The organism is Amycolatopsis sp. NPDC049868 (genome assembly GCF_044461365.1).
In the GTDB taxonomy this organism is placed as follows: Bacteria; Actinomycetota; Actinomycetes; order Mycobacteriales; family Pseudonocardiaceae; genus Amycolatopsis.
Genome location: NZ_JBITKV010000012.1, coordinates 114,003 through 129,405, shown reverse-complemented (window position 1 = coordinate 129,405; position 15,403 = coordinate 114,003). Strand labels below are relative to the sequence as shown.

11 protein-coding genes are annotated in these 15,403 nt (G+C 64.1%); 7 read left to right on the top strand and 4 right to left on the bottom strand.

Translation table 11 applies throughout. From position 1 onward, the window contains the following. Positions 1-157 precede the first annotated feature (157 nt). Entirely contained in the window at positions 158-2,365 is a 2,208-nt protein-coding gene (locus ACIBTM_RS36295) for a SulP family inorganic anion transporter (protein WP_395881682.1), read from the bottom strand. A 954-nt stretch (positions 2,366-3,319) separates the two neighbouring features. Between ACIBTM_RS36295 and ACIBTM_RS36290 the strand changes: the two genes are divergently transcribed. From ACIBTM_RS36290 to ACIBTM_RS36270, 5 genes are all read left to right on the top strand, one after another. Continuing rightward, entirely contained in the window at positions 3,320-5,242 is a 1,923-nt protein-coding gene (locus ACIBTM_RS36290; RefSeq protein ID WP_395881681.1) for a hypothetical protein, read from the top strand. Between the two features lie 74 nt (positions 5,243-5,316). Then, entirely contained in the window at positions 5,317-5,772 is a 456-nt protein-coding gene (locus ACIBTM_RS36285; protein ID WP_395881680.1) for a DUF6924 domain-containing protein, read from the top strand. Between the two features lie 257 nt (positions 5,773-6,029). Next, complete coding sequence (locus ACIBTM_RS36280) at positions 6,030-7,112, top strand: 3-deoxy-7-phosphoheptulonate synthase (protein ID WP_395881679.1); 1,083 nt, start codon at positions 6,030-6,032, stop codon at positions 7,110-7,112. A 935-nt stretch (positions 7,113-8,047) separates the two neighbouring features. Further along, positions 8,048-8,998: a nuclear transport factor 2 family protein gene (locus ACIBTM_RS36275; protein ID WP_395881678.1), complete on the top strand. Its 951-nt coding sequence runs from the start codon at positions 8,048-8,050 to the stop codon at positions 8,996-8,998. A gap of 45 nt (positions 8,999-9,043) precedes the next feature. Beyond that, a complete protein-coding gene (locus ACIBTM_RS36270; protein WP_395881677.1) occupies positions 9,044-10,459 on the top strand; it encodes a multicopper oxidase family protein in 1,416 nt (471 codons plus the stop codon). Positions 10,460-10,814: 355 nt separating this feature from the next. Here ACIBTM_RS36270 and ACIBTM_RS36265 read toward each other — a convergent pair whose 3' ends face one another. The 3 genes from ACIBTM_RS36265 to ACIBTM_RS36255 are packed head-to-tail and all read right to left on the bottom strand — an operon-like array spanning position 10,815 to position 13,223. After that, on the bottom strand, positions 10,815-11,924 hold the full coding sequence (locus tag ACIBTM_RS36265) for a DUF6545 domain-containing protein (RefSeq protein ID WP_395881676.1): 1,110 nt from the start codon (positions 11,922-11,924) through the stop codon (positions 10,815-10,817). Continuing rightward, entirely contained in the window at positions 11,917-12,471 is a 555-nt protein-coding gene (locus ACIBTM_RS36260; protein WP_395881675.1) for a hypothetical protein, read from the bottom strand. The genes ACIBTM_RS36265 and ACIBTM_RS36260 overlap by 8 nt, the downstream gene beginning before the upstream one ends. A gap of 14 nt (positions 12,472-12,485) precedes the next feature. Beyond that, the gene (locus tag ACIBTM_RS36255) at positions 12,486-13,223 is read right to left on the bottom strand and encodes a helix-turn-helix domain-containing protein (protein WP_395881674.1); all 738 of its coding nucleotides are present in this window, start codon (positions 13,221-13,223) and stop codon (positions 12,486-12,488) included. A gap of 580 nt (positions 13,224-13,803) precedes the next feature. On the opposite strand from ACIBTM_RS36255, the gene ACIBTM_RS36250 reads away from it, so the two are divergent. Both ACIBTM_RS36250 and ACIBTM_RS36245 read left to right on the top strand, forming a co-directional pair. Continuing rightward, entirely contained in the window at positions 13,804-14,427 is a 624-nt protein-coding gene (locus tag ACIBTM_RS36250; protein WP_395881673.1) for a maleylpyruvate isomerase family mycothiol-dependent enzyme, read from the top strand. A 124-nt stretch (positions 14,428-14,551) separates the two neighbouring features. Then, positions 14,552-15,385 carry a helix-turn-helix transcriptional regulator gene (locus ACIBTM_RS36245; RefSeq protein ID WP_395881672.1) on the top strand — a complete coding sequence of 278 codons (834 nt, stop codon included), beginning with the start codon at positions 14,552-14,554 and terminating at the stop codon, positions 15,383-15,385. The last annotated feature ends 18 nt before the right edge of the window (positions 15,386-15,403 follow it).

The window sequence follows — 15,403 nt, the reverse complement described above, 5'->3', positions numbered from 1 at the left end:
GATACGGTTCGCCCTGAACAACCCTTTCAAGACATCTCCAAGACGCCGCGCGTACAAACCCTCGCCGACAGGTTCGCACGGAACAGCGTCTGGCGAAGGTCATCCCCACGGTATCGCGCCGACACTTAACAGATGTGAGAGGTTCGCCCCGCCGGGATTATCCGGCGGCCCCGTTCAGCCGCGCTCTGGTCGGTGACCCCGCGGGCACGAAATCACCGGTTCGGCCGTCCCAGAGCGACACCTGTGCCGCACCGACGTCGAAGTACATCCCGGTCAGCGTCAGGTCACCGCGCGTCTCCGCTTCGGCCACCAGTGGATAGTGCCGCAGGTGTTCCAACTGCTGCAGAATGTTGTGCAGGGCCGACCGGTCGGTTTCCCGCGCCGGCCGAGTGCCGCCGATGGTCACTGTCTCCGTGCGCCGCACGCTCGGCTCGGCGTGACGGAGCCAAGCCGACAGCAGCGGTGTCCCGTTCGGCGCTCCGTCGGCCAGTGCGCCCATCGCCCCGCAGCTCGAATGTCCGCACACCACGATTTCACGAACACCGAGTACGCCGACCGCGAACTCCACGACCGCGTTCATCGAGGAATCGGCCTGCCGTGCCGGGACGAGGTTGCCGATGTTGCGCACAGTGAACAGGTCGCCGGGACCGCTCGTGGTGATCAGGTTCGGCACGATCCGCGCGTCCCCGCAGGTGATGAACAGTGTGTGCGGTTCCTGGCCGTTCGCCAGCCCGGACAGCGTGTCCTTCAGCAGGGGCGCCGTTCTGCGGTGGAACTCGCTGACCCCGCGCAAGGTCGGCCCGCCGCGCTGGCCGGGCACCTGGATGTCGGCGGCCTGCCAGTCCGACCACGGCGCGAGCCAGCGAGGCACAGCCCGCGCGGCCGCGATGCGGCTCAAGGTCGGGCTGCCTTCCTTACCATTGGCGAACCACGGGTGACCGACCTCGTCGACGGTCACCGTGCCGCCCGCACGTTCGTGGGCCTGCTGCCAGTTCGACAGCGACTCGAACGCGGCATGGTCGAGGTAGTCCACGACCAGTTCCAGCTTCACTGTCGCACCCTCGGGTACCTGGGCGAGCACCTTGGTCAGCCGTGGCACGGACAGGAACGTCAGCACGCCCTCGACCACGACCCGCCACTCCTGCCTGCCCTGTCCGTCACGCTCGACGTGGATGCCGGACCACAAGGTGCGGCGCAGCATCAGGAACAGCGACAGCGCGATCCCGGCGAGTACGCCCTTGCGAAGGTCGAGTGCCACCACACCGAGCAGCGTCACGACGTAGACGTACAGATCACCGTGGGTGCGCACCTGGCGGACATGACCGGGGTTCACCAGCTTCGCGCCGACATACACCAGCAGGCCGGCGAGCGCGGCGAGCGGGATGCTCTGGATGAGCCCGCTCAGCACGACCACGAAGACCATCACCCAGACCCCATGCAGGATCGCCGACGCGCGGGTCTTCGCCCCGGCGTTGACGTTGGTGGAGCTGCGCACGATGACGCCGGTGACGGGCAGCCCTCCGAGCGCGCCGGAAACCATGTTGGCGGCACCCTGGCCGGTCAATTCGCGGTCGAGGTTCGCCCTTTTGCCGTTGTGCAGCTTGTCCGTCGCGACGGCCGACAGCAGGCTCTCGACACTCGCGATCACCGCGATGGTGACCACCGCGAGCGCGAACCCACCCCAGCCGCCGGACGGCAGCCGCGGGACGAGCTGGATGTTCAGCACGTCACCAGGCAGGTCCACCCGGGGCAGCGTCATCCCTGCCAGCAGTGACACCCCGGTCGCGACGGCGATCGCGGCCAGCGGACCCGGCAGGCGCTGCACGAACTGCGGCAGCCGCGGCCACAGGATCAGCAACGCCAGCGTGAGCAGCCCGATCAAGGTCGCCGAATCGTGGTGGGCGACGATCTGGCCTGGCAGTTCGGCGATGTTCTTGATCGCGGAACTCTGCGCGGTACCGCCGAGGATCACGTGGAGTTGGCCGAGCGTGATCGTCACGCCGATACCGGCGAGCATCCCGTGCACGATGGCAGGCGAGATCGCCAGCGCGGCACGGGCGACGCGACTCAAGCCCAGCAGAACCTGGAGCGCACCGGCGGCCACGGTGATCGCACAGGTGACCGTCCAGCCGAAGGTGGCGATGGTCTGCGCGACGACGACGGTCAGCCCGGCCGCCGGGCCGCTGACCTGGAGGACCGAGCCGCCGAGCGCGCCGGCGACGATTCCGCCAACGACGGCGGCGATCAGCCCGGCCACCACCGGAGCGCCGGAGGCCAGTGCGATCCCGAGCGAAAGCGGCACGGCCACGAGGAAGACCACGAGGGATGCGGGCACGTCGTGTCTGAGCACGGCTAAAAGTCGCATGAGCACATGATCACTCCGAGCATGGTGAAATGTCCGCTACGTCCGAGCTTAGAAGGACGAGAACACCCGCAGTTCTGCCTTTTAGTCTCGTGTGGGCGAGCGCAGTTCATCTGCCGCTGGATCCAGGATAGGCGCGGGTCTTCCGAAGACCCACATGAACGCCTCTGCTCGAGATCGACAGACGTCCGGCTTCGTCGTCGGCTCGCGTGAGAAACGCACCACCTATTGGCCTTTCTCGATCGGTGATTCGACTGAGACTGGCCAGGTCATCCAAGAGTTCGAGCACCCGGACACCCCGGTTCATGAAGCGCGCTCACAGTTCCGGCCGTCATTCAAAGCCCGCGCCCACCAGTGGCCACATCCGCACTCGTGGCATCACCGGAAGCCGAAGGCCTTTCCTCGCGGTTGACTTACCGGAAATGACGCACCTGCAGGTCAACACAACAGAAGGTCAAGGGAGTCACCGTCGCCGAGCGACTAGCGGGAGGCCCGTCGGCCAGCGTCCACCACCGGCTCGCACTGAACACCGGCGCCGACCAGAGACCAGCGAAGGCGACCCAGTACGCATTGCAGAGCATCATGCCTACCGAATCATGCCCGCCCGGATTAACGGGAAGAGTATCAACGCAGAGAAATTGAAGAACTCTCGCCTATCCTGTCGCACCCAGGTCGGACATCAGGCCTCACGCCCGCGGTCGACTTCGTTATAGCCCACACCCCGGGAACACCAATGTCGACCGCCGAGCCCTCAATTTCAGCAGTCCAACCCAAGCGGCCCGTCTCCCAACATCTCGATGCGGGATAGGCACTTCGTGCAGACTTCGTGACTGCCAGAACCACCTTCACCGGATGACTCCTGACCGTCGGGTGATGCACCCTACTACCGTCCAGTTACATAAAGCGTCGCTGGACCATCACCGCTGACGCCATGACCAGCGAGGAGCATTCGAACCTATGACGGTTTCGGTGTCCAGGTGCGCCTTTCAGATGTGGTGGCGTGCCCGGAGTTCAGCGGACTGGACGCCAGATCACGAACTGCTGGTGCACGTCGACAACAGTGAGAGTGTGGTTCTGGACGAGCTGTCGTGGGGTACCGCGGACGGCATCCAGTCCGCAGTCGGTTTCTCGCCGGACATGACGAGCTGCTACGGCCATCGCCGCACCACCAACGGCGATGTGGTGGAGGTGCGGGGCGAGTTTCGCGCCCAGCCGGGAGACTCACCAGGGACCGGCGATGCTCGTGAGTATGAGTTCGACACGGAGGTCGAGGGCACGACAGGCCGGCAGCCGCCGGGACGGCTCCGGTTGCTGATCGACGATGGTGCTGACGCGCCGCTGTTGTGGGCGGCTTGGCGTGAGCGGACAGGCAACTCCTGTTCAGTCTCGCTGCGTTCGGTGAGCCCGAACGGCAGCGCGGATATCACCGGCATGGTGACCCTCGTGTGGGCCAGCGCCGAGAATCGTGACGCGGGCGAGGTGGCCTCGAACCTCGTCGACGGAGTACACAGCAAATGGTTCGCACCACACGAGCGGGCGCCCCTGGAATTCCAATTTCCGCACCCGATCGCGGCGGACCGATACGTCCTCACTTCCGCTAACGACGCACCCGATCGGGACCCGGCGGCATGGATCCTGCGCGGCTCCGTGGACGGGAATCTGTGGCGGATCCTGGACACACGCACGCACGAGCCGTTCACCGACCGGCACGAGTCCAGAACCTATCCGATCGCCGACCCCGGAGCCTATGCCTGCTACCGCCTTGACATCGTCGGCAACAATGGCTCCCTGCATCTACAACTCGAAACCGTCCGGTTCCTGGCTCCGGCCAGCGGTTTCACCGGCTACCGTCAACGCACGGGCCATGCCCCCATTCCATACCGCGGAGTGTGTGCAGTGCCTGGAGCACCGGACATGCCGATGGAACCATTGCCTGAAGAGCTTCCCCGCCGGCTGAGCCGCTTCCCGGGCACTACGGTCCATGTGCACTCTGGCGACTATCCGTCAACGCCGCCGGTGGGAGACGACCTGATCGCAGGAGGACACCGATTGCGGGTTGGCGAGAGTCTGCGACGGCAGTCCCTGACCTCCCTCAACGACGCGTTCACCCTCAAGCACCTCGGTTTCGACGATCTCATTCTTTTCCGCAACCACGATCGCAAACCGCTGTGGTGGTCCAGTTCATTCAGCCCTGGGGACCGGCGGCAAAAGCGCCACGGCACTGGTGTCAGTGACGTCACCCTGCAACCGGACGGCGATCTCGTGGCGCACGCTGAGGACGGTGTCCCGCTGCGGTCCACCGGCACAGCAGGCCGTGGCGTGGCGATACTGGAGGTCCGTGACGACGGCGACGTCGTCCTGCTGAGCAATGACGGCGAGATCGTGTGGCATACCGACACCGCGACCACGGACATCCAACTACCGCCGTTCACCGTGGCACGCGGAGACCGCATGCAGGTCGGGCAGAGCCTCGCAGAGCAGAGCCTGACCTCCCCCAACGGCCACTATGTGCTGGTACACGACCACCAGCACAGCGGCACCTTCCTCTACGGGCCGCAGGGACAGATCACCAGCTGGTTCTACCTGGTCCCGGCGATGTATCCGGACCCATTCGGCACCTGGCTCGTCCTGGAGGAGGACGGCCTGTTCCTGCGCTGGTCCAAGGACGAAGTCGACGGCGTGGACCTGCGCGGCGTCCGCAAGGCATGGGACATGCCTCACCACACCCAGGGTTCCCGTTCCACCCCAGACAAATTGTGGTCCGCGACAGCGGTGATCTGGAAATGCTGGACACCGACGGTGAGGTCATGTGGCGCAACGGGTATAGACGCGACCACGCCAAGTTCGCGAAATCTTCGAACGAGCCACAGGCGAAAATAGGCCGGAAGCGCACCTCCCGTCGCCCCACGGTTCCGGTCGGTGCACGACAGCTGCCGACTACGCGGAACGTGCCGGTGATCCGCACCGACTTCTCCGACCAGACGGCCTGGGAACGAGTGAAGTCCGGGATCAGTTGGGTGACACCGGACGAGTTCGAGGCCAACGTGACGTATGTCGACGACCCGGCGTTCGTCGGCTTGACGGTCACTGCCCTGCTGGAATCCGGGCCTGACCGTGCCACGCACGCGCTGCTGTTGGTCGTCGACGAAACCACGATTCGCTCCCCGGAGCACCCGATCCTGGTCGTGGACCTCGGCTCGGAACCCGACCCGGCCAACGACTGGCCAGGCAAGCCCGCTGGCCGCTCGTTCCGCGCCGTCCCTCACACCATTCAGGAGATCGAAAACAACCTCTCGATCGCCAATATGGATTGGGAGGATTTCGCCGATGGCATCGACGACGACGGAATATGCCGGGAACACATGCTCTATGGCCGCGTCGAAGACCTGGCTGTCGATCAAGCCGAATAACGCGGCGAACGCACCGTCCTCAGCATCCTTCAGCCCACGGTCACGACAAGGGGCAGAGCCGGGAGAAATAGGTACATTTCTCCCGGCTCTTCGATGCGAACGACGTTGGTACTGTGCTACTCCTGACCCAGGAAACCTTTCGAAGTCGACCCCGGGTGGGCGCGGCGACGTGATCCTGCGTTGAGTCCACCTGAGCCGGACTTACCACCGGCTCGGTGGTTTTCGCGGGTCGGTGTCCTCCGGGAAGGAACCACCTCATGTCTCCGACTGCCGGTCCCGCCGACGTCGTCCCGCTCGATGCCCAGCGCACCACAAGCATCAGCCCGCTCATCTCCCCCGCCCTGCTGCGCGAGGATCATCCCGCCGACGCGGTAGTGGCGAAGGTCGTGCGCCAGGGCCGCGCGGAAACCGTCGAAATTTTAGACGGCCACGACGACCGGCTCCTGGTCGTGGTCGGCCCGTGCTCGGTACACGACGCCGAAGCCGCCCTCGACTACGCCCGCCGCCTCGCCGCGAAAGCCGAAGAGCTACGCGGCGAACTACACGTCGTCATGCGCGTGTACTTCGAGAAGCCGCGAACTACGCTGGGCTGGAAGGGCCTGATCAACGACCCCGACCTCGACGGCACGTTCGCAGTGAACAAGGGTCTGCGGATGGCGCGGCGGCTGCTGCTCGACGTGTCAGCGCTGGGCCTACCGGTCGGCTGCGAATTCCTCGACCCGATCACTCCGCAGTTTATCGCCGACGTCGTCACCTGGGGGTCGATCGGCGCGCGGACCGCCGCGAGTCAGGTGCACCGGCAGCTGTGCAGCGCGTTGTCGATGCCGGTGGGTATCAAGAACTCGACCGAGGGCGACATCCAGGTCGCGGTGGACGCGACCCGCGCGGCGGCGGCGAGCCACGTCTTCGCCGGGATCAACTCCGATGGACTGGCCGCGCTGCTCGCGACGTCCGGAAACCCGGAATGTCACGTCATCCTGCGGGGGAGCTCGACAGGGCCGAATCACGACGCTTCGACAGTCGCGGACACCCTCGCACGGCTAAGGAAGTCCGGATCGGCGGAGCGGGTGATCATCGACGCCAGTCACGGCAACAGCGGAAAAGACCACGTCCGGCAGGCCGAGGTCGTCCGCGAGCTGACCGGGCGGATCGGAGCCGGGGAACGCGGCATCGTCGGCCTGATGCTGGAGAGCTTCCTCGTCGCCGGCCGGCAGAACCTCGAACTCGGCCGCAGCGGTGAACTGACCTACGGCCAGAGCATCACCGACGCTTGCATGGACTGGGACACCACCTCCGACCTGCTGGACGCGCTGGCCGGGGCGGTCCGCTCCCGGCGCTGAATCACCGGCGGGAGCAAGCTGACTTTCCGAGTGTCACGGTGTCTCGCCATCAAGTGGATCGATCAGTCGAACTCGGACAGCCAGGCGGTGACGGTCTTGGCTCGGCGGTCGCGGGATGGTGGCAGTGCAGGAGTGTCGCATGTCTCCGGCCACGAGCGACCGGTGAACTCGTCGTCCGCCGGCCTGCGGGATGACACCGTGGAAGGACGAAGAGCGAGCAGCGCCGAGACCTTCACTGTGATGATCGTGTTCTCGTGACCACTGGGCTCCGTCGCCCCTGGCGAAAGCACATCCCACTCCGACCGTGTTCCTCGACAGTCTCCGAGGATCAGGCGGGGTCTCACTCCGAGTAGCCGGCTCCGCCCGTGCATAGCGTACCGAGCAGGAACTGGTGCCATGGCGGGGACATCGGGCAGGTGAACATCGTCAACGGCCAGGTGATGATCACGCAGCCCGAGGGCAGTCCACTCACCACGACCTGTCGTCCGCACTGCCGGTTGCAAGTGGCGCAACGGTGCGAACGAGCAGAGGTGATGGTGCACTGGATCGGCGAGAAGCGGTTCACTCATCCTGCACGGCTCACCACTTGCCGACGATCGGTCCGGAGACACGCGGCAGGGTACGTCACGATCTAGTCGACGGCAAAGCGACACGAGCCGAAAGTCTATTTCCCGGGCGGCAGCTATTGCAACGAAGGCATGAAGGCACTGGAAAAGTGCCCCAAAAAAAGGCAGCATGCAACGCGTCCGACCGGCCGTATTCCACTGGACTCAAATCCCCCGACTTGTCTCGATGAAGATCATTTAAAGCAACAGAGCAGATACCCCCACAGAGGGCGATTGACCACACTCCCTTTAACAATGGCACGGAACACCGAATTCCGACCACGGCTTTTACTGTCCATGATCCGCTGATTGCGGGGAACGAGGGTATTCATGTCAACAAAAAGCCTGTCACGCAGGTCTTCGCTGCTACTGGGTGGGTTTACCGCTGCGATTTCCCTGGTCTCTGGTTTCGCGTCGACCGCCGTCGCCGCCCCGCAGGAGAGCCGGCCTGCGTCGCACAGGTCGGCGAAGGCGCCCGGAGAGGCCGCGAACAAGATGGTCGCCCTCACGCTCTATCGGGCGCTGAACGAAGGCAACCTTTCCTTTGTTCACAAGGCCATGCGACCCGATCTCATTCAACACAACCCCGAAATGCGCAACGGCAGCAGGGCCTTCCGTGATCATCAGGCCGACCTTCGGGCAAAATTCCCGCAGCTCCGCTACAACATAAAAAGGGTCGTCGCCGAAGGCGATCTCGTTGCAGTACACGGCAACTTCGTCCCAAGGCCCGGCGATCTGGGCCTCGCACAGATGGACCTCTTCCGGTTCAGACATGGGAGGATCGCCGAACAGTGGGCAGTCAGCCAGGAGGTCCTGCAGCCGTCGAACGTGGGCAACGACATGTTCTCCACGCTCACCTCACCCAAGGTTTCGTGGCCGACGCCACTGTCCACAGCAGCTCGCAGTAAGCATGCGGCCCTCGGTCTCTTCTCCGAGGCGATCAACCAGCGCTCCGACACTCTGCGCACCCAGGCGCTCGACCGTTATATCGGTGACAACACGTACGTTCAGCACTGGCCAGGGGTCCCGAACGGTGCCGCAGCCCTGCAACAGTTCATGCAAGACATGTACGCCGTGTACCCCGGCTACCGAGCCGACGTGAAGCTCGCCGTCGCCGAAGGAGATCTGGTCTTCTTGTTCAGTCACCTGCTGGACTTCCCGGATTCCCGCGGGTCGGTGTCCGGCGACTTTTTCCGGGTCCGTCACGGCAAGCTGCTGGAGCATTGGAGCACGGTCCAGTCCATCCCGGAAAATTCCGCCAACCAGCACACGATGTGCTGACCCCCGCGCTGGATATCCCTGCGATCCGACCGAGGAGGAGTGACCATGGTGCTCACACGGAGGCAGATGCTTCAGGCGGCGGTCGCCGCGGGGATGCCGTTCGCGATGGGCGCGTCGAGCGTGAAACGCCGTCCTCCGACCAGTTCCACTCCTTTCCAGGTCCCGATGCCGATACCCGCCGTACTGCGGCCGAGCCATCGTTCGGCCACCACCGATTACTACGACCTTGACATCCAGACTGCACGGGCGGAAATACTGCGCGGGCGACCGGTTCCGGTGATCACGTTCAACGGCAAATTTCCTGGACCGACCATTCACGCACACGCGGGACGCCGCACCATTGTCCGGCAACACAACAAACTCTCCGAAGAGGCCAACGTGCACCTGCACGGCGGTGTGGTGAGCCAAGACAACGACGGCCTTCCGATGGACGTGATCGCACCCGGAACGTCCCGGACATACGTCTATCCCAACAGCCAGGTTGCCGCGTCGCTGTGGTATCACGATCATGCCCACCATCTGGAATCCGAACACGTTTACCGCGGTTTGGCAGGTTTCTATCTACTTTCGGACGCCCACGAGCAGAGGCTCTCCCTCCCCGAAGGCCCCTACGACGTGCCCATCATGATCCGTGATGCCGAGCTGGCACCGGACGGCTCACTGGTCTACGACGAGGATGACTTCTTCGGCCGGACCACTATCCTGGTGAACGGTAAGCCGCAGCCCTATTTTCGCGTAGCCGCGCGCAAATACAGATTCCGGCTGCTCAACGGTGCCAACCTGCGCCCCTTCGAGCTCAACCTTTCCACTGGCGACGAGTTTGTACAGATCGGCTCCGACCGAGGACTCCTCGAGACCCCGTGGCGTACGACCATGATCCCGCTGTCGCCCGCGGAGCGCGCAGATGTGATCGTGGACTTCTCTCGCTACCCGCTAGGCACGCAGGTCGTACTCCGAAATAGTCTCTTCGCGACGGATACGACGACGGACGTCATGCGGTTCGACGTTGTTCGCCCCGCTCCCGACCGCAGCCGCATACCCGAGCGGCTTGCCACTCTGCCACTTCTGCAGGCTCCCTCGGTCACCAGGAAGTTCACGCTGCTCATGGACCCCGCCCAGATGATGGGCACGATCAACGGCAAGCCGTTCGACATGAACAGAATCGATACCGTTGTCAAGTACGGCGCCTCGGAGGTGTGGGAGATTACGAACATCAACACCGATGGTGCACCGCACAACTTCCACGTGCACTTGGTGGACTTCCGCGTCCTCGACATCAACGGCCGGCCACCAGACCCAGGTCAAACCGGTTTGAAGGACACGGTGCGGGTGATGCCAGGGGAGACTGTGCGCATTCTGACCACCTTCGACTTCCAGTATACTGGGACGTACGTTTACCACTGCCACATGATGGATCACTCGTCCATGGGGTTGATGGCTCAATTGCGGATCGACAAGTGACCCCGCGCAGCGTTGATCAACGAGAACCCGTTACCGAGGCACATCAACAGCGGCACAGCGCTTGGTGGATCTCGCACTGTGCGGCACATGTATGTCCTACTCATCGCACTAACCGCCCGGCGCACGGGCAGGTATCCGACTTGGTCGTCACCATCATCCAGTCAACAGCCATACCGGTAACCATCGGCGGCGCGGCGATAACCGAGCCCTCAGACAACACCTCGGGAGTGAGCGCTGTGAGTTGCTTGCGCAATCTGAGCGAACACGCCGACGCACTTACGGCGTGGGTTGACGACCTCGTGACGCGCAGACGGAGCCCGGAAACCTTGCCTGCGCCCCTTGTCGCGGCTGCCGGTCAGGTACGACCAGCAGCGCTCAAAGTTCTGGAGACTGCCACCAAGAATTCGCGTTCATCCATGAATGCGAACCTCATCTGGTCAGCCTCGGCTCCCCGCAGCAGATCGTCCAGGACCACGCCCTGACGACCGACGGGCTTCACCAGCTCCACCTCGTTCCCCGCCGCACGGATCATGGACAGCTGATACAACCAGTCGTTAATTTCGATCATCCGCCAGAAAAGTCTGGACCGAGGGCTGAGCCATTCCCGCCAAGAAGAAGTGGTATGCACCATCTCGGGCGCGACCGGCCGGAGCAGCCGCCACAACGATCGTAGCCGCCAGCAGTCCAGGAGATCACACCAGTTCCGGGCTACCAGCCTCCCCACACCCCGCAACTGCGGGCCCCAGGTCGCCAGGTTGTTGCCGATCAGGACAAGTAGCGTTCCGGCCCCTGCCGAGAACGACGCGATCTCCGGCCACCGACCGGTCTCTGCATGGAACCAGCCGGCTACCACGACCGCCAGCGAGATTCCTGACCAGCCGAATCCTATGAACACGAGGTTCAGCAGAGCATGGATCCGGACGACTCGACGCAGGGATGCCTGCTCGAACCTTGCGCGGATCCATAGCAGCCATCGCACACTGATGTACACGGAAACAGCCAGGGATATCGCGAAATAGATCGCCAGCGAAATCGCCAGATACGGATCCTGAGTTGCCGCATCAAAGAGGAGGACAGAGCCACTTTTCGCCGAATCGCTGACCACGAGAAATGCAATGAGCCCAACGAGTAGATACCCACTCATCAGCAGACAGCGTGCAGCTGTAGACCACACCGCCGCCCGCGTTCCATCTATCAAGAAGAATATCCTCTGCGCATAGGCCGCAGTGGCAACAAAGAAGAGCAGCGCGATGACGAACGACAGATTGGGTACGTTCACAAGACGGTCGATTGCCGCAGCCACCGTCGGCGCTAACATCAGGACGATTACGGAGCGAGTGAACCAAAATCCGCACATCGCCCAGATAATCGGACGTTCCCCACGGGGGGCATGCAACAATTTCAAGCCTCTGACAATCACGAACACGATCGCGACGGCCGAGCAAATGATGAGGAACCTATCCATTCCCGCTCCCGTCATGTGAAAAACCGAGCGAGTACCCGAGTTGCGTAACTGTTTGGCCGCCGACCGGCCAGCCCAGTCGCGCGTGCACCTTATCAGCCCATTCGACTAGCTCTCGCGTGAGCGCACCGGCGACCTTGTCCGCTTCGCGCTCGTCGGCCTCGCACATGTCCGTACGACTGGCAAGGATCAGCAGCATTGTCGGCGAAAGATCCGGGAACAAGAGATCGTGACTGTCCTCGGCGGACAACCGGGGCGGCCGATGGCCGCATAACATGTGCGCGACTTCGTGCAGCAAGATCAGCAACCGATGCATCCAGCTTCGGACCGCGGCCACGATAATGACGTTCGTCCGATCCTCGGTCACAACCCACATGCCGCTGATCCGGGAGTCGCCGAGGTCGTCGAAGCGTAGGTTGACCGGTTCCCCGAGGCGTACAGCCATCACCTCACACAGGCGGCCGCAGACGTCTTCCGTCGTCGCACTCGGGTCCAGATCCAGATCGCGAATCAGCCCTGAACTCAGGGCGCGCAGATGTTTTGCCTTCATCTCGACGGCCTCAGCTACTCTTCCGCCGCGTCTCGCGGCTCAACATTCTCGGGCCGCACCGCCTCAGCGACAACTTCTTCAGTGCTGCGCTCCGGACACAGCGCCTTAGCCAATTCCGCCAGTATCTTGCGCCGGATTTCCGGCGATGGCAAATGTTCGGCTGCTCGTAAGATCACGTTGTCAGCACCGAGCTTCTCCATCGCAAGGCGCGTCTTGAGTTGCGTATCGACCCGGGCGGCCAGTTCAGCGTCGTAGAAGTAGGCCGGGGGCGCTCCGAAGTATCCCGCCAAACCGAAGATGTGCTTCAACCGCGGGTTGTCACTCGTCCCTGCCAACAACTCCCGGATATAGCTCGCAGAGATCCCGCCATATCGACCGTCCTGCCTGATTGCCGCAGCGGCCTCTTCCGGGGAGTACGGTCCCCTTCCACGAGGGTGTACCGCAGCGAACAGGTACCGAAGGCGCTCCGCCTCCCATCGAGGACGCTCTTCCGGAGGGCGGTCGCGACGACCTCCGACAAAGTATGCCGGATGCACGTCGAGCGCCTCGGCCAAGCCTTCGATGGTCCGGCTACTCGGGTTGTCCTTGTCGCCTTTCCGCAACTGCGAGATGTACGTATGGGTGATTTCTCCCCCTTGTGCCTGTACTATCAAGGCGAGTTCCACATTCGTATACGGGGAGCGACGGCCGACGGGGTGCAGGCATACCGTATCCAGCAGCCTTGCCAGGCTGCCCCGCTCACTGTGCGTCATCGCCGCGCCTCCGGTTGGCCGTGGGACGGGTGGCGGACCCTGATAGACGAGGCTGATTGTAGTCAGCCGTGTCCGTAGCTGCCACGGATAGCATTGTTCGCCTCGCGGGGAGACGCCATTGGGAAGCGCTCGCGGCGCAGGCGCCCAATACGCCGTCACTGCCGGTTGAGGTGGCATCTGCTGGACGACAGCGATCGCAAGCCCGCTGATTGCGACAGGTACGTCGCCAACACCGTCGACCAGCGCGAGTCCGTCCCCTGGGCTTGTTCCAGGGGCTTGGTGATCGCTCATGGCCCGGAGCATGCCGCGGGAAACGCCCAAATCTGCGATTACCTGGCCGATCGTGTGCACGTCCAACGCCCACGCCGTCACCGAGCCGGCAAAGCTCGCAGTTCCTCATCGGAGAACCCCGGACGGCCCGGCTTTCGAGCTCGGCGTACACCCACCTCCTGCATTCCACCAATGGCTAGGTCCCGACACGCTCGACCATGACGTCAGTGTCGGCTTCGGTTTCGATCTGTGAGCACTATGTCGCTGTTCGTGTTGCGTACGGTGCCGCAGCGTACTAGGCAAGTCAAGTATGGACCTCAAACACCTCGTGCGGGACGAACGGGCTGACCTCGCGGCGTTCCTCGAAACGTTGACGCCGCAGCAGTGGGACGCGCCCACGTTGTGCCGGCGCTGGCGCGTCCGTGACGTCGTCGCCCACGTGGTCAGTTACGAGGAACTGAACGTACTCGGCGTACTCGGGCGGTTCGGGAAAGGCAGGTTTTCCCCGAGCCGCGTCAACGCCGTCGGCGTAGCCGAGTACACCGCCCGTACTCCGGCAGAACTGATCGAGCTACTACGGGATCACCTGGAGCCGCGCGGTATGACTGCGGCGTTGGGCGGCGCAGTCGGCCTGACCGACGCGCTCATCCACCATCAGGACATTCGTCGGCCGCTCGGCCTGCCACGGGAGATCCCACCGGAGCGGCTCGCGCCGGTCCTGCGCTCTACGCTGACCGCACCGGTCCTCGGCGGGTTCTGGCGAGTGCGGGGGCTGCGGCTGGTGGCGACCGACCTCGACTGGACGGCCGGGTCCGGGCTCGAGGTCCGCGGTCCCGCCGAACCGCTGATGATGGCCATCGCGGGGCGTCGGGGCGTAGTGGGAGAGCTGTCCGGCCCCGGACAAGGAAAACTCGCGGCTCGCCTCGGCGGCTGAGGTCTCGTTCCGGCGTGCTCATAGCGCCAATGCGGCGGGCAATGGCATCCAACAGCGTCTAGGAAAGCGCGGGAGGGTGCGATGCCCCCTCCTCCCAGTTGCCCATCTGGTTAGCGTGGTAGCCGTGGAGAGTGGCAACGAGTTCGGTGACTATCTCAGAGCACGCCGTGACGCGGTGACGCCAACCACCGCGGGGCTGCCCGACGACGGCGCACGGCGGGTGCCAGGACTCCGGCGTGACGAGGTGGCGCTGTTGGCCGACGTCAGCACGGACTACTACGTCCGCCTGGAACAGGGCCGGGAACGGCATCCGTCCGAGCAGGTGCTGTCGGCGATCGCACGGGCGCTGCGCCTGGACGAAACGGCGGCCGCCCACCTGTTCCGGTTGGGCATGCCGGTGCCAGGTGCGACGGTGGCACCGGTCGCCGAGGTGAGCCGTGATCTTGTCACGCTGATGAACGGGATGCGTGACGCGCCGGCGTTCGTGGTCGGATCCGCCCAGGATGTGCTGGCGGCCAACGCCATGGCCGAGGCACTGTACTCCGGTTTCGCCCGTTTCGACAACCTGCTGCGGATGATCTTCCTGGATCCTTTCGCACGGCAGTTCTATACCGACTGGGACAATGCAGCCCAGACCGCAGTGAACAACCTGCGTGCGTCGTCCGCACGGTTCCCCGGCGACCGGCGGATCGAGGCGGTGCTGGGTGAGATCAGCGCGTGCAGCCCGATGTTCGCGACGCTCTGGGCGCGATACGAAGTGCGTCCCCGCACCCACGAGGACAAACGGTTCCGCCATCCGCGGGTCGGCGAGCTGTCCGTGCACTTCGAGGCGCTGGCCGTGACCAGCGCGCCCGGCCAGCATCTCTCCGTCTACACCGCCGAGCCCGGCAGCGCAGCCGAGGACGCGTTCGTTCTCCTGCGCCGCCTTGCCGAGGCGGCACAGGAGAATCCACAGTAGACGATCGCCGTCCCTGAC